The organism is Gemmatimonadales bacterium, from assembly GCA_035502185.1.
Lineage (GTDB): Bacteria > Gemmatimonadota > Gemmatimonadetes > Gemmatimonadales > JACORV01 > Fen-1245.
This window is the reverse complement of record DATJUT010000060.1, coordinates 1-20,637: the sequence shown is the minus strand read 5'-3', so window position 1 is coordinate 20,637 and position 20,637 is coordinate 1. Positions and strand designations below refer to the sequence as shown.

General features: G+C 71.7%; 19 protein-coding genes. 6 read left to right on the top strand and 13 right to left on the bottom strand.

The window, feature by feature from the left end; genetic code table 11:
- From VMF70_08190 to VMF70_08170, 5 genes are all read right to left on the bottom strand, one after another.
- The coding region (locus VMF70_08190) for a hypothetical protein (GenBank protein HTT67992.1) at nucleotides 1–229 on the bottom strand (229 nt) is incomplete at its 3' end.
- Nucleotides 230–377: 148 nt separating this feature from the next.
- A complete protein-coding gene (locus VMF70_08185) occupies nucleotides 378–1,472 on the bottom strand; it encodes a glycogen-binding domain-containing protein (protein HTT67991.1) in 1,095 nt (364 codons plus the stop codon).
- Entirely contained in the window at nucleotides 1,469–2,182 is a 714-nt protein-coding gene (locus VMF70_08180; GenBank protein ID HTT67990.1) for a hypothetical protein, read from the bottom strand. Before VMF70_08180 ends, VMF70_08185 begins: the two co-directional genes overlap by 4 nt.
- The gene (locus VMF70_08175) at nucleotides 2,179–2,829 is read right to left on the bottom strand and encodes an isoamylase early set domain-containing protein (GenBank protein HTT67989.1); all 651 of its coding nucleotides are present in this window, start codon (nucleotides 2,827–2,829) and stop codon (nucleotides 2,179–2,181) included. The genes VMF70_08180 and VMF70_08175 overlap by 4 nt, the downstream gene beginning before the upstream one ends.
- Nucleotides 2,826–3,356, bottom strand: a complete 531-nt coding sequence (locus tag VMF70_08170; GenBank protein HTT67988.1) for an RNA polymerase sigma factor — start codon at nucleotides 3,354–3,356, stop codon at nucleotides 2,826–2,828. The genes VMF70_08175 and VMF70_08170 overlap by 4 nt, the downstream gene beginning before the upstream one ends.
- Nucleotides 3,357–3,499: 143 nt before the next feature.
- Here VMF70_08170 and VMF70_08165 point away from each other — a divergent pair, with 143 nt between their 5' ends.
- Entirely contained in the window at nucleotides 3,500–4,324 is an 825-nt protein-coding gene (locus tag VMF70_08165; protein ID HTT67987.1) for a hypothetical protein, read from the top strand.
- 180 nt (nucleotides 4,325–4,504) lie between these two features.
- Here the strand turns inward: VMF70_08165 and VMF70_08160 are convergent, their stop codons facing one another.
- The 6 genes from VMF70_08160 to aceK all read right to left on the bottom strand — a co-directional run bounded on the left by VMF70_08160 (nucleotide 4,505) and on the right by aceK (nucleotide 12,560).
- Nucleotides 4,505–5,827, bottom strand: a complete 1,323-nt coding sequence (locus VMF70_08160; protein HTT67986.1) for a Glu/Leu/Phe/Val dehydrogenase — start codon at nucleotides 5,825–5,827, stop codon at nucleotides 4,505–4,507.
- A 78-nt stretch (nucleotides 5,828–5,905) separates the two neighbouring features.
- Nucleotides 5,906–7,486, bottom strand: a complete 1,581-nt coding sequence (locus tag VMF70_08155; GenBank protein ID HTT67985.1) for a glutamate synthase-related protein — start codon at nucleotides 7,484–7,486, stop codon at nucleotides 5,906–5,908.
- 13 nt (nucleotides 7,487–7,499) lie between these two features.
- On the bottom strand, nucleotides 7,500–8,210 hold the full coding sequence (locus VMF70_08150) for a 2Fe-2S iron-sulfur cluster-binding protein (protein ID HTT67984.1): 711 nt from the start codon (nucleotides 8,208–8,210) through the stop codon (nucleotides 7,500–7,502).
- Between the two features lie 8 nt (nucleotides 8,211–8,218).
- The gene (locus VMF70_08145; GenBank protein HTT67983.1) at nucleotides 8,219–10,156 is read right to left on the bottom strand and encodes an NADH-quinone oxidoreductase subunit NuoF; all 1,938 of its coding nucleotides are present in this window, start codon (nucleotides 10,154–10,156) and stop codon (nucleotides 8,219–8,221) included.
- Complete coding sequence (locus VMF70_08140) at nucleotides 10,149–10,649, bottom strand: NAD(P)H-dependent oxidoreductase subunit E (protein ID HTT67982.1); 501 nt, start codon at nucleotides 10,647–10,649, stop codon at nucleotides 10,149–10,151. The genes VMF70_08145 and VMF70_08140 overlap by 8 nt, the downstream gene beginning before the upstream one ends.
- A 177-nt stretch (nucleotides 10,650–10,826) precedes the next feature.
- Complete coding sequence (gene aceK / locus VMF70_08135; GenBank protein HTT67981.1) at nucleotides 10,827–12,560, bottom strand: bifunctional isocitrate dehydrogenase kinase/phosphatase; 1,734 nt, start codon at nucleotides 12,558–12,560, stop codon at nucleotides 10,827–10,829.
- A gap of 72 nt (nucleotides 12,561–12,632) precedes the next feature.
- On the opposite strand from aceK, the gene VMF70_08130 reads away from it, so the two are divergent.
- From VMF70_08130 to VMF70_08110, 5 genes are all read left to right on the top strand, one after another.
- Nucleotides 12,633–14,660 carry an adenylate/guanylate cyclase domain-containing protein gene (locus VMF70_08130; protein HTT67980.1) on the top strand — a complete coding sequence of 676 codons (2,028 nt, stop codon included), beginning with the start codon at nucleotides 12,633–12,635 and terminating at the stop codon, nucleotides 14,658–14,660.
- On the top strand, nucleotides 14,657–15,427 hold the full coding sequence (locus VMF70_08125) for a hypothetical protein (GenBank protein ID HTT67979.1): 771 nt from the start codon (nucleotides 14,657–14,659) through the stop codon (nucleotides 15,425–15,427). The genes VMF70_08130 and VMF70_08125 overlap by 4 nt, the downstream gene beginning before the upstream one ends.
- On the top strand, nucleotides 15,424–16,314 hold the full coding sequence (locus tag VMF70_08120; GenBank protein HTT67978.1) for a M48 family metallopeptidase: 891 nt from the start codon (nucleotides 15,424–15,426) through the stop codon (nucleotides 16,312–16,314). Before VMF70_08125 ends, VMF70_08120 begins: the two co-directional genes overlap by 4 nt.
- 142 nt (nucleotides 16,315–16,456) lie before the next feature.
- The gene (locus VMF70_08115; GenBank protein HTT67977.1) at nucleotides 16,457–16,762 is read left to right on the top strand and encodes a hypothetical protein; all 306 of its coding nucleotides are present in this window, start codon (nucleotides 16,457–16,459) and stop codon (nucleotides 16,760–16,762) included.
- A 112-nt stretch (nucleotides 16,763–16,874) separates the two neighbouring features.
- The gene (locus tag VMF70_08110) at nucleotides 16,875–18,131 is read left to right on the top strand and encodes a hypothetical protein (protein ID HTT67976.1); all 1,257 of its coding nucleotides are present in this window, start codon (nucleotides 16,875–16,877) and stop codon (nucleotides 18,129–18,131) included.
- A gap of 120 nt (nucleotides 18,132–18,251) precedes the next feature.
- On the opposite strand, the gene VMF70_08105 is transcribed toward VMF70_08110, so the two are convergent.
- Both VMF70_08105 and VMF70_08100 read right to left on the bottom strand, forming a co-directional pair.
- Nucleotides 18,252–20,297, bottom strand: coding sequence for an oligopeptide transporter, OPT family (locus VMF70_08105; GenBank protein ID HTT67975.1), 2,046 nt, complete (start codon nucleotides 20,295–20,297; stop codon nucleotides 18,252–18,254).
- A partial coding sequence (locus tag VMF70_08100) for a leukotriene A4 hydrolase C-terminal domain-containing protein (GenBank protein HTT67974.1) occupies nucleotides 20,290–20,637 on the bottom strand: 348 nt, incomplete at its 5' end. The genes VMF70_08105 and VMF70_08100, both read right to left, overlap by 8 nt.

Sequence of the window (20,637 nt, the reverse complement as noted above, 5' to 3'; positions counted from 1 at the left end):
TCACCGAGTCCTCGATGGACTCGATCGCCCGCAGAGTATAGCCGTTGAGCTTGAAGACCCGGCCGAACTCGGTCAGCTCGGGGAACTGCGTGTGGCAGGCGCTGCACGGCAGCTTGGTCTGACGGGCGAAGCTCGGAATGGCTGCCGCGGGCACCGCGCCCAGCGCCAGCAACGCCGTCGCCCCGGCCGCCGCCGCGAGAGCGACTCGATACGAACGGATCAGGCTCATAGGACCTCGCTCGGATTGGGCTGGCCAAAGCCTAGTGCGTCCGACGGGAATCCGGAAGTTGAATCTCGTGCAGAATGGTAGGATTTCGCCGTCGGCAGATGGCCGGCGGCAATCGGTCGGCGCCGGCGTGCCGACACGCGAAGGCGGCCTAGCGGTCCACGACCAGCAGGCCGACCGTGCCGCCCATGTCGTCGGGCAGGGTCGCGACGCCGCGCGGCACCATCCAGCGGCGGCCGTCCACCACCAGCGAGAAGCGGTGGGCGCCCTGGCTCAGGGCCAGGTTGGCCCGCCAGTGCTCGCCATCGACCCGCTCGAGCGCGACCGGAGTCCACTCGTTCCACTCGCCGGCGATGGCGACGTCGTGGGCGTCCGGCACCAGGAACGTCACACGCTGATGCCCCGGGTCCATCACCTCGACGGCCACGCTCGCCGGCGCCGAGCCGTCGAATCCCGGCGCGCGGGGCTGGGCAATGGCGCGGAGCCCGCCGCCGAGCCACACGCCGAAGCTGAGGAAGGCGCCCTCGGTGAAACCGCTGAGATCCCGCGGATAGGTGCCCGCTTCCGCCTCGAAGGTCGCCCACGACGTGGCGCGAAGCGCGGCGCGGCCCTGGTACCAGGGCTTGCCGCCGAGATTGCCGGAACGCGCGCCCGCGAGGGTGCTCAGCGTGAGCCGGGCGGCGCGGAGCTGCAGGCCCACGGTCGCGTCGGCGAAGCGGGTGGGGCCCGCCTGCGTGCCGGCGACGCTGCCCTGCACGCTCCACCGGCCGACGTCCCGGCGCACCGTGAGGCTGCCGTCCACGGTGGCGCTGGAGACCTGGTCCACCCTGCGCACGGCGCCCCCGGCCACGCCGGCGGAGACCATCCAGTCTCCCGCGACCACCGCGGCCACGGGTCCGGCCGAGCCCAGCGCGCTCCAAGTGCCGCCCTCGATGTAGCCCCCGTCGCCGTCCACCCTGAGGCCCAGACCCACGTGCGGGCTCAGCAGCCGGATGCCGAACAGCGAGCCGGCGGCCTGTGCGGCCCACGCCCCGGAGGTGAATTGCGTGAAGGAGCCGTCGAGCGCGCCGGTACTGCGGCGGCCATCCCAGGTCAGGCGCGTGGTCAGGGTGCCGGCGGACCCCGAAACGGTGTCGGCGTAACGCGCGCGGACGCCGCCGAGACGGAAGCGGACCTGTTGCGCGGCGAGCGAGGTGGCCGCGAGAAGCAGCAGCGCGGCCGCCGCGAGGCAGATTCTACACGTCACCGATCGTGGGAATGGCCATCGTGGTCGTGAGTGCCCGGCGGCACGCTCGACGGGCGGTCGCCCCGGTCCCCGGAGCGGCCGCTGCCCTGGTCGCCGTCGCCGTCGCCGTTCATCATGCGATGCTCGATGTCGCCGGGACTCATGCCCTGGTCGTGCATCACGCGCGCGACCGAAGGGAGGTCGAGCAGGTCCGCCATGCTGCGGTGGCTGTGCATGGCGCCCACGACGATCTTCGTGGCCTGGTCGCTGCCGAGGCCCTGGGCTGACAGCGCCGCCGCCACGCTGAGGCCCGGGGCGGCGACGGCGCCCTCGCCGGCGGCCTGCACGACGCTGCGGACCTGATCGGCGCGCATCCCGCTGCGCATCGCTTCGGCCGCCGCCGCGATCACCGGGCCCGGCGGCGACTCGATGCCGGCATCGATCACGGCGGTACGCGCGCTGGCCATCTGGTCCGCGAAGTGCTGCACGGCGACCACGATCCGGTCGGGCGGCACCTGCTTGGCCCATCCCTCGATGGCCTTGTCGGCCAGCGGCCCGTCGGGCACGCCGCGCGCCGCAGCCGCGGTGGCGACCACCGCCACGCGATGCGCCAGGCTCGCGGGCAGGCCGCGCGTCTGGAGTCTGCCCTCGATGCCGGCGCCCTGGGCCGCGAGCACCGCCGGCACCAGGAGGAGCCCCGCTGCGATCGCGGACCGACGCAACCGGTTCATGATCTCACCAGCCCCTTCGGGCCCACCACGATCACGCTGTTCCGTCCCCCGAACCCGTCGTCCACCTCCGCATGCGCGGTCGGATCGGGCACCCAGCGAGTCCCGTCGATCACAAACTCGTACCGATGCTCGCCCACCGGAAGTGGGGCCGTCGCCGACCACACGCCGCGGGCGTCCCGGACCATCGTCAGCGCACCGACCTGCCAGCCGTTGAACGAGCCGGCCACCGAGACGCTCCGCGCCTGCGGCGCCTCGAGCTCGAAGCGCACGAACACCGTGTCGGCGCTGGCGCGCGCCGGCGCCGCGGCCACCGGGACGGGGCTCCCGCCGTTCCCGCGCGGCGCGAGCCACACCACCAGCGCCGCAGCCGCCGCGAGGACGGGCACCCACACGGGCCGGAGCTTCACCGTCCGGGGGGCCATCAGCCACGCCAGGCCGCTCCGGCGCCGGGCCGGCGCGCGCCGGCGGACCGCGGTCATCACACGTTCGTCCAGCGCCGGATCCACGGGCGCGAGCCGCGCCGCGTAGTCACGGACCTCGGCCGCCAGCCGGTCGGCGGCGGCCAGCTCCGTGCCGCTCAGCTCCTCGAACGGCTCCCCGTCGAGGTAGCGATGCGCATCCGCGCTGAAACCGTCCCACTCCGTCATCGCAAGGCTCCCATCAAGGACCGCAGGGCGTCGCGGGCCCGGTGCACCCGCATCTTCAGAGCATCCACCCCCACCCCCAGCAGCTCGGCCATCTCCTCATATGACCGTCCATCCACGTGTTTCATAACGAAGGCCTCGCGCTGCTCGGGCGTCAGCCGGGCCAGGGCCGCCTCCAGCGCCGCCCCCAGCTCCCCCCGCTCCAGGCCCTCGTCGGCCCGGTCCCCGCCCGGCGGATCCACGTCCTCCAGGGGGACCGTGTCGCGCCGCCGTGCCTGGACGTTCCGGCACTGGTTCGTGAGGATCCGGAAGAACCAGGCCCCGAACCGGTCGGGGTCGCGGCAGGTCGCCAGCGCGTCGAACGCACGGATGAACGCCTCCTGCATGGCATCCTGCGCCGCGTCCAGGTCGCCCACGGACGCGACGGCGTACCGCCCGAACTCCGTGCGGTAGCGCTCGACGAGGATGCGGTACTGCTCGGCGTCCCCGGCCAGAACCCGGCGGACGATGGTACCGTCGCTCGACTGCACGCTCCCTAACCCATTGATGGGGTAATTTGCTTCAAGGTAACGACCACCAGCACGGGACGTTACCCCGCGAACCTCCGCATGGTCCTCCATGCAGCGGCGGGGGCAATCCGACCCCGCCGATCCCCCTTCTTGATGGAGAAGCCATGAATCGTATGCTGCGGCCGACCTGGCTGACGACCGGCGCCCTCGTGCTCCTCGCGGCGACGGCCGCCTGCAGCCGCGACGCCGCCACGGGCACCGGCCCCGGCGGCAGCTCCGGCGGATCCGCGTTCACGGTGCAGCTCGCCTCGGTGTCGTCCTCGTCCGCCGCTCCCGGGTCGGTCGGGGGGATTCTGGCGAACGACTTCGGGGGCCCCGGCGGCTTCAACGGGCCGGGAGGCTTCGGCGACTTCGGCGACGGCGAAGGCCACCACTGGCGCGGCTGGTGGGGGTGGATGCGCACCCATGACGTGGATTCGCTGATCGTGCTCGCCACCAAGCTCGAGGTCCTGACGGTGAAGGTCGACACCAGCGCGGCCGACTCGGCCGACAGTGCCAAGGGCCACGACTGGGGCGAGCGGGAGTGGGGCTGGGACACGATCCCGATCGACAGCGCCCATCTCGACCTGATCCACCTGCCCGACTCGGCGGCCGCCGGCATCCCGATCGCCACGGGCACGCTGCCGGCGGGGACGTACCGGCACATTCGACTGTTCGTGGTCAACCCGCTCATCTACTTCGATACGACGCTGGTCACTCCGGCGGGCGACACGCTCAAGGCCGGCGTGGGCTATCCGGTGATCTTCCCCTGCGCGGACAGCACCGGCGCGGTGTTCCGGACGGACGATCCGTTCGTCGTTCCGGCCGTGGGCGACACGGTCAGCCTGTACTTCGATCGCGACGACACCGTGCGCCACATCATCATCACGGGCGACGGCAAGATCATCGTGCCGCCGGTCATGCGCTTCTGGCGCGGCCGCTGGCGCTGAGGCGCCGGGCCTCGTAGTCTCGGTCGGCATCCCGCCTCAGCGACGCCGCCCGTCGCAGCCGGTTCCGGCTGCGGCGGGCGGCGTCGGTCGTCCGCACCTTCGTCTGACCGCTCCCGAGGCGCTGGTTCGCGGCTCGCTCCCCGGGGGACGCCCGGGGGGCCGGCCCGCGCCCCGGCCGCGCTACACCCAGCCCCGCAGCTTCATGGCCTGGGCCACCCGGCTCACCGCCACCAGGTAGGCCGCGAGCCGGTTGTGCACCTTGTGCTTCGTCGCCGCCTCGTGCACGGCCTGGTACGCGTGCGTCATCTTCCGGCTGAGACGGTCCTGCACCACGTCGAGGTCCCAGTAGTAGCTGTACGCGTTCTGGACCATCTCGAAGTACGACACCGTGACCCCGCCGGCGTTGGCCAGGAAATCGGGCAGCACCACGATGCCGCGCTCGGCCAGGACCTGGTCGGCCTCGGGCGTCGTGGGGCCGTTCGCCAGCTCGAGCACGATCTTCGCCTTGACCCGGTCCACGTTGTCGGCCGTGATCTGGTTCTCCAGGGCGGCGGGCACGAGCACGTCGCACTTCAGCTCCAGGCAGGCCTTGGGGTTGGGCATGAAGTCGCCGCCCTTGAAGCCCTTGACGCCGTGGTGCTCGAGGAAGTGCCGGTGCAGCGCGTGCACGTCCAGGCCCTTGGCGTTGTAGATCGTGCCGTCGATCTCGCCGATGGCCACGACCGTGCCGCCGACTTCGTCGCGGATGATCTTCGCCGCATAGGACCCGGCGTTGCCGAAGCCCTGGACGGCGTAGGTCGCCCTGGTGAGGTCGAGGCCGGCCACCTTGGCGGCTTCGCGCATCACGTAGACGCCGCCGCGGGCCGTCGCGTCGCCCCGGCCCTCCGAGCCCCCGATGGCGAGCGGCTTGCCGGTGATCATCCCGAACTCGTTGTGCCCCTGCATGACGGCGAACTCGTCCATCATCCACGCCATGATCTGCGGGGTGGTGTAGACGTCGGGGGCGGCCACGTCCTTCTCGAGACCCAGGATGCGCGCCATCTGCCGCACGTAGCCGCGGCTCAGCCGCTCCAGCTCGCCCACCGACAGCGCCTTGGGATCCACCACGATCCCGCCCTTGCCGCCGCCGAGCGGGATGTCCACGACCGACGTCTTCCACGTCATCCACGCGGCCAGGGCGCGGACCGTGTCGATCGTCTCGTTGGGATGGAACCGGATGCCGCCCTTGCAGGGCCCGCGCGCGTCGTTGTACTGGACGCGGAAGGCGTGGAACACCTCCACGCGGCCGTCGTCCATCCGCACCGGGATGCGCGCGTGCATCTCCCGGATCGGCCAGTTGAGCATCTGGTGCGTCGCGTCGTCGAGCTCGAGGATGCGCGCCGCTTCGTCGAGCTGCCGCTGGGCGATCATGAACGGATTGACCTTCGCCTCCGTCAGCGACACCCCGACCGCGTTGTAGTCCTCCGCTTCCAGCGGCACGAACCCGTTGTGAATGTCCGTCACACCACACCCCCCAAGAACGGTAAAGGCCGCGGCCCAATCGCCGCGGCCGTCACCGCCGGAAGGGTGCAAATTGCGGGCCTAGTGCATCAGGATCTTCTCGGCTTCCTCCCGGTCCATGTCCGTAACGTACGGAATGCCACTGACTTCCGCGGCCTCGCGCGTGAGGGCCGCGATGTCGTTGCGGTCGATGTAGCGCACCGCGAACTTGCGCGCGCCCGCCATCAGCTGCCGCAGGCCCTGCGCGAGACGCATGTAGTAGGTGTAGTAGCCGATGGCGCCCACCGGCAGCTTGGCGAAGCGGTCGCCGTACCTGTGCCGCAGCTCGGCGGCGGTGACGAACACCTCGTCCACCGACGTCCCGAACCGCTCCACGTAGATCGGGAGGCTCTGCTGCTCGATGGCGTTGCCGATGGTCTTGGCGACCATCGCCGCCGCGAGCGGCGCGCGCGCCATCGCGATCAGGCGCACGAACGGGGCGCCGAGGGCGAAGCCCTTGAAGATCTGGTCCTCGAACGTGAAGCCGCCCGCCAGGGCGATCGCCGGGATGTAGGCGCCCTTGGTGGCGAGCTTGTGCAGGTAGTCCCGCAGCAGCGAGTGCAGCTCGATGCCGGGCACGCCCCACTCGTTCATCATCCGCCACGGGCTCATGCCGGTGCCGCCGCCGGCCGCGTCCACGGTCAGGAGGTCCAGCTCCGCCAGCGACGAGTACTTCACCGCGCGGGCCAGGTCCTCGGGCCGGTAGGCGCCGGTCTTCAGGAAGACGTGCTTGGCGCCGAGCTTGCGCAGCTGCTCCACGCGCTTGAGGAAGGAGTCCTGGTCCACCATCCCCACGCGCGAGTGCCGCTCGAACTCGTGGAAGCTGCCCTTCTTGAACGACTCGATCACCATCGGGTCCATCGGGTCGGGCAGCACGACGTAGCCGCGGCGCCGCAGCTCCTGCGCCTTGGCCAGGTCGCGGATCTTCACTTCCCCGCCGATGTCCTTGGCGCCCTGGCCCCACTTCAGCTCCACGCTGGTCACGCCGAGCTTCTTGAGGGCGTACTCCTGCACGCCGAGCTTGGTGTCCTCGACGTTCGCCTGGACCACCACGTCGCCGTAGCCCTCCTCGGCCCAGTCGCGGAAACACTGGATGCGCCACTCGAGGTCCGGGGCCGAGATCACCTTCCCCTCGCCGAACTTCGCGTCCATGTCCATCCCGCAGACGTTCTCGCCGATCGCGATCATCGTCCCGGTGATGGCCGCCCCCGCCGCGATGCCGGGCCAGTTGTTCTTGGCCACGTTGGTCGAGCCCATCGCCGCCAGGGTGAACGGAAGCCGGCTCTTGATCGCCCCCTGCTTCCCGATCGTGACCTCGAGGTCCACGTTGGGGAACAGCGCCTTCTCGCTGTCGGCCTCGATGCCCCAGGCCCCGGTCGCCCGGCCCAGGATCGTGAAGTGCGACAGATCGAGCGGATAGTCCTTCTGCGACGCCGTGGTGATGATCCCGAACGGCTGCGGGTAGATCATCTCGGCGCCGCGGTACGCGGACTTCCCGATCTCGCACATCCCGATGCAGCCGTCGATGCAGGTCGTGCACATCCCGCTGAACGGACTGACCGAGTCCTCGGTGCGGTTCTTGGTCAGCGTGGCGGCGGACGAATTGAGTCGCGTGAGGCTCATGAGGGTTCTCCTGCTAGCGCGCGGTGGATGCCGCGCGGATCCTGGTCCGCGCGTCGGCACGGAACGGTCCGGCCAGCTCGCAGGCGTGGCACGGATCGAGGAAGCACATGGCGTCGTCGTACGTCTTGAAGCACGCGGGCGCGAAGTTCAGGCACGCGTTGCACAGGGCGGTGTCGGCGGTCGAGGCCTGGCAGCGCAGCTCGCACACCGGGCAGACCCACAGGCACGCCCCGCACTGCCGGCACAGCTCCGAGGTCTGGTCGAACGGCCGCGCCACCCGCCGGTCCTTGCCGCGGCCCGCGAACGCGATCGCGCCGCCCATCATCTGCTCGGCGCAGATCCGCACGCACAACCCGCACTGGATGCAGTCCTCGTGCTGGGCCTCGTAGCGGCACTCCCGGACGCCCATCGCCGAGGCGAGATCCTGGATGCGCTTGGACTGCGGGCTCGTGGCCACGTACAGCTCCAGCAGCAGGCGGCGGGCCCGCTCCACCCGCTGGGAGTTGGTGCGGACCACCATCCCCTCCAGCGCCCGCGTGGTGCAGGAGCTCACCAGCCGGCCGACGCCCAGCTCCACGACGCACAACCGGCAGGCGCCGTAGGGCGTGAGGCCGTCCTCGTGGCACAGGGTCGGAATCGGGATGCCGTACAGGCGCGCCGCCTCCAGCAGGGTGGAGCCGTCCTCCACCTGCACGGACGATCCGTTGATGGTGAGTCGGATCATGTCGGCTCCTAGTTGACCAGAACCGCGTCGAACTTGCAGGTCTCGAGACACGAGCCGCACTTGGTGCACTTCGCCTGCTCGATCGTGTGCAGCTTGTTCTTCTCGCCGAGGATCGCCGAGCCGGAGCACAGGCTGATGCACGCGCCGCAGCCGTTGCAGGTCACCGGGTCGATGGTGTAGGTGATCAGCTCCTTGCACACCTTCGCCGGACAGCGGTGCTCGCGGATGTGGGCGAGGTACTCGTCGCGGAAATAGCGCAGCGTGGTCAGCACCGGGTTGGGCGCGCTCTGCCCCAGGCCGCACATGGACGTCTCGCCGACCAGCCAGGCGAGCTCCTCGAGCAGCTGCAGGTCCTCCTCGCGACCCTTCCCCCGCGAGATGCGCGTCACGATCTCCTTCATCCGCTGGGTACCCACCCGGCAGCTGAAGCACTTCCCGCACGACTCGTCCTCGAGGAAGCCGAGGAAGTACCGGGCGATGTCCACCATGCAGGTCCGGTCGTCCATCACGATCATGCCGCCCGAACCCATGATCGAGCCGGCCTGGGTGAGGCTCTCGTAGTCCACCGGCAGGCCCAGCTGCTCCGCCGGGATGCACCCGCCCGAGGGGCCGCCGGTCTGCACGGCCTTGCAGGCGCGCCCGGCCGGCACCCCGCCGCCGATCTCGTTGACCACCTCGGCCAGGGTGGTGCCCATCGGCACCTCGATCAGCGCCGTGTTGGTCACGTTGCCGACCAGGCTGAACACCTTCGTCCCCTTGCTCTTGGCCGTGCCGATGCCGGCGAGCCAGGTGCCGCCGCGCTGCACGATGACCGGGATCGTCGCCCACGTCTCGACGTTGTTGATGCAGGTGGGCTTGCCCCACAGGCCCTTCTCCGCCGGGTACGGCGGCCGCGGCCGCGGCTCGCCCACCCGGCCCTCGATGGAGGCGATGAGCGCGGTCTCCTCACCGCACACGAAGGCGCCGGCGCCCCGCGTGATGCCGATGTTGAACGAGAAGCCCGAGCCGAGGATGTCCTTGCCCAGCAGGTCGGCGCGCTGCGCCTGCAGAATGGCCTCGCTGAGCCGCGCCACCGCCAGCGGGTACTCGTCGCGCACATAGATGACGCCCTCGTGCGCACCCATCGTGTAGCCGCCGATGATCATCCCCTCGATCACGCTGTGCGGATCGCCCTCGAGCACGCCCCGGTCCATGTACGCCCCGGGATCCCCCTCATCGGCGTTGCACACGATGTACTTGGGCCCGCCCTTGGCCTCGCACACGGCCTGCCACTTGCGCCCGGTCGGGAAGCCGGCGCCGCCGCGCCCGCGGAGGCCGCTGACCAGCACCTCCTGGAGCACCTCCCGCGGCGTGAGCGAGTACAGCGCCCGCCACAGCGCGCGGTACCCGCCGCGCGCCGCGTACTCCTCGAGGCTGGACGGGTCCACGATGCCGCAGTTGCGCATCACGATCCGCAGCTGCCGCTTGAACAGCGGCAGCTCCGCGTAGGTCGGCAGCCCGCCGACCGTCGCCTCCGGCACGTCCCGCCCGTTGCAGTAGCTGGTGCGCCGGCCGGTGAGCGGGTTGTCGTCGCCCGTCATCACCGCGAGCGCGAGGTCGGTCCGGGGCTCCGGCAGGTCGGCGACGATGTCGCGCACCTGCTTCGGCTTCACCCGTCCGTAGGTCACCCGGGGCTGGCCGGGCACCCACACGTCGAGCAGCGGCTCCTGCGAGCACCAGCCGATGCACCCGGTCTCGGCCACCGCGTACGGGAGGTGCTTGCCTTCCACCTCCTCGCGCACCGCGTCGAGCACCTCCTGCGCCCCGGCGGCGCGGCCGCAGGTCGCCATGCCGACCAGGATCTTGACGCGATCCGGATACAGCGTGGTGCGCCCGTGGATCGCGCAGCGCTCCAGGGCCTCCAGATCGGTGAGGTGCGTGGGGACGTGGGAGTGGTGTTCAGTCACGGGACGCCCCCTTCTGCGCCGAGCGCCGGCCCGACCGGTAGCGGTCGAGCACCCGCTTCACCTTGGACTGCTCGAGCGTCGCGTACACGTCCCGGTCCACGCGCAGCACCGGCGCCAGGCCGCAGCAGCCGAGGCAGCGCACGGTCTCGACGACGAACTCGAGGTCGGGGCTGGTGCCGACGTCCGTGAGGCCGGTCTCGGTCTGGACCCGCTCCAGGATGCGCGTCCCGCCCCGCACGTGGCACGCGGTGCCGAGGCACACCTGCACCACGTGCTTGCCGCGCGGCTTGAGGCTGAAGCAGCGGTAGAACGTGGCGACCTGGTAGACCTGCGGCAGCGGGACCTGCAGCTTGCGCGAGACGCGCCGCAGGAGGTCCTCGGGCAGATAGGAGTAGGTGGCTTGGATGTCCTGCAGGATCGGGATGAGATTCTCGCGCCGGTCGTCGAACCGCGCGAAGGCCTCATCCAGGGTGGCGCTCTCGACGTGGAGCATGGCGGCACGATCTCCCGCGTGGGCTCTTAGAACCCAGAATGGCCGCAAATCCCGCGCCCCGGCGCTCGCCCCGCCCACGGCACCATACGTCCAGCAATGTCCCTACTGCGTGGATCCGCACTCCCGCTCCCGCCCCAACGCACGACGCCGCAATCGCGCGGCCCGCACTCGGGTTTGTTACGGCGCCGCGCGCCGTGGGAGCCGGCGTTCCGGACGATAGGGCAGGAAATCCACCACCTCGCCGGCCTGCTGCCTGGCCTGCATGTCGGTCCAGAACTCCACCGTCAGCAGGTCGCGGTGGGCGGAGAGGAAGGCGTCGCGCAGCGGGCCGGGCGGCAGCAGGAACGGCAGGAACTCCTCGGGGAAGACGTCCCGGTCGCCGACGTAGAACCAGGGCTCGGCCGCGAGCTCGTCCTCGGCCGTGGGTGCCTGGGGCAGCGGACGGAACCGGCACTCGGTGAGGAGGCACAGCTCGTCGTAGTCGTAGAAGATGACGCGCCCGTGGCGGGTGACGCCGAAGTTCTTGAGCAGCAGGTCGCCGGCGAAGATGTTGGCGGCGGCCAGGTCCTTCACGGCGTCGCCGTAGTCCAGGATCGCGCCCCGGGCCTCGGCCGGGGCCGCGCGGGCGAGATAGAGGTTGAGGGGCGTCACCTGGCGCTCGGTGTAGCAGTGGCGCACGACGACGCGGTCCCCCGCGACGGCGACCGCAGACGGTGCCTCGCGCAGCAGCTCGTCGAGGACGGGCGGCGCGAAGCGCGAGCGCGGGAACTCGAGGTGCTCGAACTCCTGTGCGTCGGCGAGCCGCCCCACCCGGTCGTGCACGAAGACCAGGCGATAGCCGTCGAGCACCGCGCGCCGGGTCACGGTCTTGGCGGGCCCGAAGCTGTCCCGGATCACCTTGAACACGAGGCCGAACGACGGGAGCGCGAAGACGCTCATCACCAGGCCCTTGTCGCCCACGGCCGGCTCGAACCGGGCGTCGGGGCGCTCGAGGTGGCGCTGCAGCGCCCGGAACAGCTCGGTCTTCCCGTGGTGCTTGTGACCCACGGCGGTGTACAGCTCGTCGGTGTGCTTCAGCGGCATGATCGAGCCCAGGAACTCGACGACTCCGGCGGGGCGCTCCATCGCGACGTGGAAGTAGGCGCGGGTGAACCCGAAGACGACGCTCGCCTCGTCGCTGGTGGGGAGCACGGCATCCACGAACACGCCGCGCTCGCCGTGGAGCAGGGCGAGCACCAGCGGCACGACGGCGCTGCCGGCCCGCAGCCGGCCCACGACGTACGCGCCCTTGTTGCGGTAGAAGACGGAGCGGAGCACCTCGGCGGCCGACACCGCGGAGGTGCCGGCGGCCCGGCGCAGGGCATCCTCGAGCGCGGCCGCGGCGTGCCGCGCGTCCCAGGGCAGGTCCTGGAACGAGGCCGCGAACGGCAGGCTGCGCAGGATGCGCTCGAGCAGCTCTGCGAGCGAGTCGCCGCCCGGGTAGGTGGCGAAAGGCGGGGGCCACGCCGCCCCGGCGAGGGCCTGGTAGTCCGCGTGAAGGAACTCGATCCCCGGATCCACGCCGACGGTGGCGCGGACGCGGCGCGTGATGGAGTTGAAGAAGGTGGCGGCGAGCTCGGCGTCGGGGCGCGCGGCGATGCGGGGGGCGTACGCCGCCTTCATCGCGGCCCACGCCGTCCGGTCGGCGACCCGGGCGCCCAGCGTGCGCCGGATCCGGTCCGCCACGCGCGCCACGACCCGCTCGTAGAGCCGGATCCGCTCCGCGGCGTCGCGCTGCGCGCCGCGCCACTCGCGCCGCTCGAAGCGCGCCCGCGCGCGGGCCGTGATCTGGCGGAACCGGCGGCCCGCCAGCTCGAAGCCGGCCTCGATCGCGGCGGTCGCCGCGCGGGCCGGCGCATCCTCCCGGGACATGGCCGTATGGTATGCGGCGGGCCGCGCCCGCGTGAGTGGCGCGTCCGCCCCGGGCGGCGCTAGCATACGCCGATGCGTCCCGGAGTCCGCAGGAGCCTGCTCGGCCTCGCCGTCGGTGCCCTGGTCGCCCTGCTGCTGGTGGTGCTGCGCGGCACCTATCCCGCGCAGTCGTTCGAGCTGAAGACGCTCGACTGGCGGTTCCGCACGCTCCACGATGCGGCACGGGCCGACACGGACATCGTGATCGTGGACGTGGACAACCTGAGCCTCGACGACCTGCGCCCGACCCTCGGCCGCTTTCCCTGGACCCGCAGCGCCTGGGTGAAGCTGATCGAATACCTGCGGGTGGGTGGGGCACGGGCCATCGGGTTCGACTTCACCTTCCCCGATCCCGACCTCGCGCATCCCGCCGCCGACGACTCCTTCGCCGTCGCCGAGCGGGCGGCGGGCACCGTGGTCCAGACCCTCACCTTCCAGAGCGAGCTCGACGCCGCCCGGGCGCGGCGCCAGGCCGCCTTCCGCCAGGACAGCGCCGCGCTGCTGCGGCTCCGGGACTTCGGCGTCGACGCGGCCGGCCCGGCGGCCGCCGACTACCAGTTCGTGGAGACGCCGTATCGCGCGCTGCTCGAGGGCTCGCGCGCCGTGGGCTCGATCAACTTCACGCCCGACCCGGTGGACGGGACCGCCCGGCGCTCCCCCCTGCTCTACCGCTTCCGGGGGCGCGACTATCCCACCTTCGGCCTGGCGGTCGCGATGGTGGCCGACAGCGCGCGCTTCGCCGGCGGCCCCATCGCCCGGGGACCGGACGCGCTGCGGTTCCGCCGCCTGGAGGTGCCGCTGGACCACGGGGCGCTCCTGCTCCACTGGCGGGGCCCCTACCGCGACCCGAACCGCGCGAGCCACCCGGAGACGTACCGCATCTTCCCCTTCGCGCAGGTCCTGCACAGCTACGACCAGGAGGTCGCGGGCGAGTCGCCGGAGGTGCCGCTCGCCACCTTCCGCGGGAAGGTCGTCTTCGTCGGCGCGTCGGGATCCGGACTGTTCGAGGCGCGGGCGAACCCGTTCGGCCCGGCCGACCCCGGCGTGCTGATCCACGCCACGCTCGCCGACAACCTGCTGACGGGGGACTTCCTGCGCCGCGCCCGGCCGGTGCTGAACGTGGGCGCGACGGTGCTGGCGGCGCTGCTGGCCGGTGTCGCCGCGTCGTTCATCGCGTCGGTGTGGTGGAGCGTGGCCGCGGGCATCGTCCTGGCGGCCGCCTACCTCGGCCTCACCTTCTGGCTGTTCGGGGCCGGAGGGATCTGGCTCGACGCCGCGGCGCCCACGCTCGCGGTGCTGCTGACCTTCACCGGCGGCATGGCGGCGAACTACTTCACCGAGGGGCGCCACAAGCGGCAGATCCGCGAGATGTTCTCCAAGTACGTGGCGCCCGAATACGTGGCGCAGCTGGCGGAGGACCCCTCGAAGATCACGCTCGGGGGGCGGCGCGCGGAGCTGACCATCCTGTTCAGCGACATCCGCGGCTTCACCTCCATCTCCGAGAAGCTGGAGCCGCACGAGGTGATCGAGTTCCTCAACGAGTACCTGTCGCTGATGGCCGCCATCGTCAAGCAGAAGGGCGGCACGCTCGACAAGTTCATCGGCGACGCGGTGATGGCGTTCTGGGGCGAGCCGGTGCACCACCCCGACCACGCCGATCGCGCCGCCGACTGTGCGCTGGCGATGCAGGCCACCACGGCGGAGCTGGCCGCGCGGTGGGTGGCGGAGGGCAAGCCGGACATCCACATTGGCGTGGGGATCAACACCGCTGAGGTCGTCGTGGGCAACATCGGCTCGGTGGAGCACAAGCTCGACTACACGGTGATCGGCGACGGGGTGAACCTGGCCTCGCGGCTCGAGAGCGCGAACAAGGAATTCAAGACCGGCATCATCATCAGCGAGTTCACCCTGGCGAAGCTCGGCGACCGGTTCGAGGTGCGCGCGCTGGGTGACGTCAAGGTGAAGGGAAAGGAGAAACCCGTGGCCATCTTCGAGCTGCTCGGCCGGAGCGCCGCGCGGGCGCCCGCGGCGGGCGCCGCGGTGGCGGGAGCGGCGACGTGAGCCGCGCCGCGGCCGCGGCGCGCCTCCTGGGCGCGCTCGCCCTCGTCGCCGCGGCGCTCCCGGTGCGCGCGGCGGCGCAGAAGGCCCAATGGACCGACGTGGTGTACGTGCCCGGCACCTGGGCCGGCGGCCGCATCGTGCCGCGGGCCGACTCGCTCGCGCTGGTGATGCGGGTGGATTACTTCTCCGCGCCGCCGCAGTGGCGCGCCGAGATGCGGCGCACCACGGACGGGCAGACGCTCGGCGCCCCGGAGATCCTGGTGGGCACCGGGACCCAGGCGCTGGTGATGACCCAGCTCGGCACGACGCCGCTCGAGCAGCACGCGCTGGGCCGCGACCCGCTGGTGCGCGCCCTCGTCGTGTTCGACCAGAGCGGCCGGCGCAAGGGGCCGGCCGCCGGGCGGATCACGGACCGCGGCGCCGACGGGGCGGTGACGCGCATCGTGTACCGCCGCGCGGTCCGCAACCCCGACTTCGACGTCAAGCTGCTCGATCCCGGCAATCGCGCCGGCGGTCGCACGCTGCTGGCCAGCGGGATCTCGGCCGTGGGCGACCAACGGAGCGCGAGCGTCGTGGCGACGGCCGGGGCGCGCGGCGTGGACCGGGTGAAGACACCCGGCGGCGACGTGCCCGTGCGGCCGGACACCGCGGCCATCGTCCGGATGGAGCACTTCGCCGTCGGATCGGTGGCCCTCGAGGCGTTCATGCGCGCCGGCGGGCTGGGTCCCTACGCCGCGACCGGCGATTCGACCGGGAGGCACCCATGACGCGCCCCTGCCGGGCCGGCGCGGTGGTCTGCGATCCGATGCCGGTCGTCCCGCGGGCGGCGAGCGGCCGGCGCGCCGCCGTCCGTACCGCCGGCGCCGCGCTCGCCGCCGCGGCCCTGCTCCTCGCCGCGCCCGTCGCGGCCGCGCGGGCGCAGAGCCTGCTGGACCGGGTCCGCCAGGCGGCCAACGTCGCCCGCACGCTGCTGCCCATCAGCACCGCCAAGGAGATCGAGATCGGCCGCGGCATCGCGGCGACCATCGCCGGGCGGTTCCCGGTCTCCACCGATGCCGCGCTCACCCGCTACGTCAACCTGGTCGGGCTCACCGTCGCGAGCCAGGCGCCGCGGCCCGACATCACCTACCGGTTCGCCGTGCTGGAGACGCCGATCGTCAACGCGTACGCGGCGCCCGGCGGCTACATCTTCATCACCCGCGGCTCGCTGGCCATGATCCAGAGCGAGGCCGAGCTGGCGGGCGTGCTCGCGCACGAGGTCGGGCACGTCAACCGGCGGCACGTGATCGAGGGGATCCGCAAGTCGGACACGATGCGCGAGGTCCGCAACACGGTGGACATCGAGGGCGCGACGCTGGACCGCGTCGTGGGCACCGGGGCCGACGCCCTGTTCACCGGGCTGTCGCGCGGCGACGAGCTGGAGGCCGACAGCCTCGGACTGGAGTACGCCGCCGCCGCGGGCTACGACCCCGGCGGACTGGCGGCCTTCGTGGGCCGGCTCGACCAGCACGCGGGCGAGGGCCCGGTGTCGGAGTTCTTCGCCACCCATCCCAAGCCGGACGAGCGCGTGGAGCGGCTGGTCGCCATCGCCCAGCGCGAGGGGCTCTCGGGCGGCGTGACGCTCGAGGACCGCTACCGGGCGATCGTGAAGTAGGCGGTGCTCGGACCGTCGGTGAACAGGGCAGTTGCGAGACGCCGAGAAGCGAGTGGCCCGACCTGGCGTGACGCGGATCACCAGCGGAACCTCCGCCGTTAACGCGACTACTACACACGCGTCTCACGCAGCGGAGGGGACCATGAACCGAATCACCCGATCAGCTCTGGGAGCCGCCTTGCTCGCGCTGGGGGCGTGCTATGCCGGCCCACCGCCGGGCGCCGTGATGGTCGCGGCGCGACCGCCGGCGTACCGCGCCGAGGTGGTGGGCATCGCGCCCGGCCCCGGCTACTTCTGGGTCGCCGGGTACTGGGAATGGGGCGGCGCCGCGTACAACTGGGTGCCGGGTCGCTGGGTCGCGCGGCCCTGGGCCCGCGCGGCCTGGGTGCCCGGGCGCTGGCGCGGCGCGCGCCGCGGCTGGTACTGGGTGCCCGGCCACTGGCGCTGAGGCGGCGCGCAGCCCCGAGCGACACCCGCCTTCCCCTCGTGGCGCCACGGCTCGGCTGGCGCCGATCACCCCGGTTCGGCATCGTTATTGCGTCGACCGGGGTGTTGTTTTCGTGGCCGGCGCCGAGCGGGCCGGCCGCTACCAGACCACGAGCGGGGGGAGTGGCGGCATGGTCGGGAATCGACTTCGCATCGGACTGATCGGCGTGGGGCTCGCCGCGGCGGGCGTATGGGGCTCGCCGGTCACGGCGCGCGCCCAGGGCGCCGCCAGCGACTCGGCGACGCTGATCGACGTGGTGGCGGTGCGGGCGCGGGCGACGGCGGCCAGCATCGACAGTCAGGCGGCGCAGGCGCGGCGCGGGCGCGCCGCCACCGCCCGACCCGATCCCGGGCTGTCGCTGTACCTCGGCGCGGTGGTGCAGCTGAATCACATGCACTTCGACTCCGCGCTGGTGCCGCTCCAGGCGGCCGCGACCGTGAGCAAGGACGTCGCCCGCTACCACGGCGACCTCGCCTACGCGCTGGCCTCCCTGGGCCGGATGGACGACGCGGCCAACGAGTACCTCGCCGCCGTCCGTCTCCAGGCGGCCAACCCCTGGTACTATGTGGGCCTCGCGATCGTGCGGTCCAACCAGGAGCGGTGGCAGGAGGCTGCGGCGAACTTCACCCTGGCGTACGCGACCGACAGCACGATCCTGAACCCGCAGCTCGTGACGGCGGCGAGCCTGGCCAGCGAGCGGGCGGGCGACGAGCCGGGGCTGTTCGAGTGGGCACAGCGCGGCACGGTCAAGTTCCCGGACCTCCCGGGACCGTGGCTGCGGCTCGCCTCGCTGCTCCGCTCGCGCAGCGACACGGTGCGTGGGCTCGCGGCCGCACGGCGCTACCACGCGCTCCGCCCGAACGACCGGCTCGGCGACGCGGTCCTCGCGCTCTACCTGATCGACGTCGGGCAGAACGACACGGCGGCGGACCTCGCGATCGAGGCGGGCAAGGACACCGCCTACCGGCAGTACGCCGCGCCGATCCTCCTGCGCCTTGGCGCCACCTGGCTGAGCAACCGCCAGTACGACCCGGCCGCGCGGGCGTTGTCGGAGGGGCTCGCGATCGCGCCGCCCAATCTCCATCCCCGGTTCGTGTTCTACCTGTCGTACGCGAACCTGCAGCGCCTCGTTCCGATGTACACGGCGGCGGTCCCCAAGCACGACTGCGACGCCGCCCACGTGGTCGACTCGCTGCTGACCCAGGTGGATCACGGGTTCCACGAGAGCGTCGCCCAGGACAGCGCACAGGTGACGCACATCCTGAACGACATCCTGCCCAACATCCACACCCGGGTGGGCGAGTTCGTGCAGCAGTGCAATCGGCGCTGAGGTCAGGGCGTGATGAGGGTGGTGTAGGGTGTAGGGTGTGAAACAGAGCGGGGGCCGGCATCCGGTCCCCGCTCTGGTTTCTGCCCCACCCCCTGCACCCTTACACCTTACACCCCTTCCTCACCCCTCCAGCTTCTCCCGCCGCGAGTCCAGGAACACCCCCAGGCCCAGCAGCACGAACACCGCCAGCCCGATCCAGTTGCCCCAGGTCTCGAGCCACGGGCCGAGGAGCTTCGGCAGGTCCGGGACGATCGCCACGTGCCAGCTGTCCTCGGCGAACTTCAGCAGTGCGCCGAGCACGCCCACGAGCGCGCCGCCGGCGATGAACCCCGAGGCGACCAGCGTGCCCTTGTCGTAGCGCGCCTTGGCGAGGTCCTTGTTCTTCGTCGAGTGCTGCAGCGCCCAGGCGATCGCGGCGCCGAGCACCAACGGCGAGTTGAGCTGCATCGGCAGGTACATCCCGAGCGCGAAGGCGAGGCCCGAGACGCCGATCATGGTGCACGCGACCGCGAACACCCCGCCGATGCCGTACAGCAGCCACGGCGCGCCCGCGCTGCCCATCACGCCGCGCAGCACCGCCGCCATCGCGTTGGGCTGCGGCGCCGGGAGCGGGTTGGCGTGCAGCGGCCCCGGCGCGAAGCCGTACACCTTGGCCATCAGCATGATCACCGCGGTGGTGGCCGCCGCGGCCGCCGTCGCCCCCACCAGGTTGCCGACCTCGATGCGCCGCGGCGTGGCGCCGAGCCAGTAGGCGATCTTGTACTGGGTCACCAGCGAGCCGCTCATCGAGAGCGCCGTGCACACGACGCCGCCGATCAGCAGCACCTGCAGCATCCCGCTCTCGCCCGCCAGCCCCATCGAGGAGAGGATCACCGCGGTGACGATCAGCGTGGTGAGCGTCATCCCCGAGATGGGCGTGATCGAGATCATCGCGATCGCCCAGGCCGAGACCGCGGCGAACAGGAACGCGATCACCAGGGTCAGCACCGTCGCCACCAGCGCGATGGTGAGCGCGCGCGGCTCGCCCGCCATCACCGAGAAGCGGAAGTAGAGGAACACGGCGACGCCGATGCCCGCCACGCCCGCCAGCACCACCCACATCGGCAGGGACCGGTCGGTGCGGACGTCCTCGCCGGCGCTGGCCTGCCCCTTCACCAGCCGGGCGACCTCGCCGAAGGCCTGGCGGGTCGCCTGCACGATCACCGGCGACATCTTGAGGATCGAGATGATGCCGGCGGCGAAGATGCCGCCGATCCCGATCGGCCGCACGTACATCGCGAAAATCTGGTCGGGCGGCAGCGCGGCGAGCGGCCCGGCGCCGACCGAGATCGCGCCCGGCACCCACTGGCCGAGGTAGGCGAACAGCGGCACCAGCACGAAGAACGAGATCATCGAGCCGGCCATGATGATCGAGGCGTAGCGGATGCCCATGATGTAGCCGAGGCCCATCACGGCCGCCGAGGTGTTCATCGTGAACACCGCCTTGATCCGGCTGGTGAAGCCGTCCAGCGCCGCGATGCGCGCGGTGGAGAAGTTCTCCGCCCACCCCCGCATCGAGGGGCCGATGAAGTCGAACAGCGCCGCGACCACGGCCGAGTACGACAGGATGATCGCGCTCCGCCCGCCCCGCTTGCCGGCGACCAGGATCTCGGTGGTGGCGCGGGCCTCCGGGTAGGGCAGCTTGCCGTGCAGGTCGCGCACGAAGTAGCGGCGGAACGGCGAGAGCAGGAACACGCCCAGCACCGCGCCCAGCAGCGGCACCAGGAAGATCTGCCAGAACGACGAGCGGTGCTCGAGGCCCAGGATGTAGATGGCCGGCATCGTGAACACGGAGCCGCCGGCGACGATCCCCGACGTGGCGCCGATCGCCAGCACGTTCACGTTCTCGATCAGGCTGGAGGCGCGCGACTGGAGGAACCGGACCGCGAACACCGAGAAGCCCACGGCCAGGATCGAGATCGGGATCGCCGACTCGATCCCCTGGCCCAGCTTCAGCGCGATGTACGTGGCGGCCGCCGAGAAGACGATGGACCAGAAGAAGCCCTGCACGATCGAGCGGACCGTGACCTCGGGCACGGTCTCGGAGGGTCCCACCACCGGCGCGTAGCGCTCGCCCGGCTGCAGCTCGCGGAAGGCGTTCTCGGGAAGGCGCGCTTCGTCAGCCATCGTATTTCTCCATCACCGATTCGACCACGCGGCGAGACAGCGTGTGATAGGTGGGCGCCGCTGCGGCGAAGATCTCCCGGGCCAGCGCGCGGGTGCGCGGGTGCCGGCCGAGGGCGCCGAACAGCGGACGCAGGTATTTCATCCGGCCGACCTTCAGCAGCACATCGCGTGCCCGGCCGAACACCGGCTCGTAGTCGCTGCCCAACGCGATGGTGAGCCACTCGACCAGGATCTCGTAGTTGCCGCGCGCCGTGAGCTTGAGGCGCTCGTCCAGCCACCGGCACGACGCCGCGTCGAGATCCCGTGGCAGGTGCTGGAGGTAGACCAGCAGCTCGCTCGG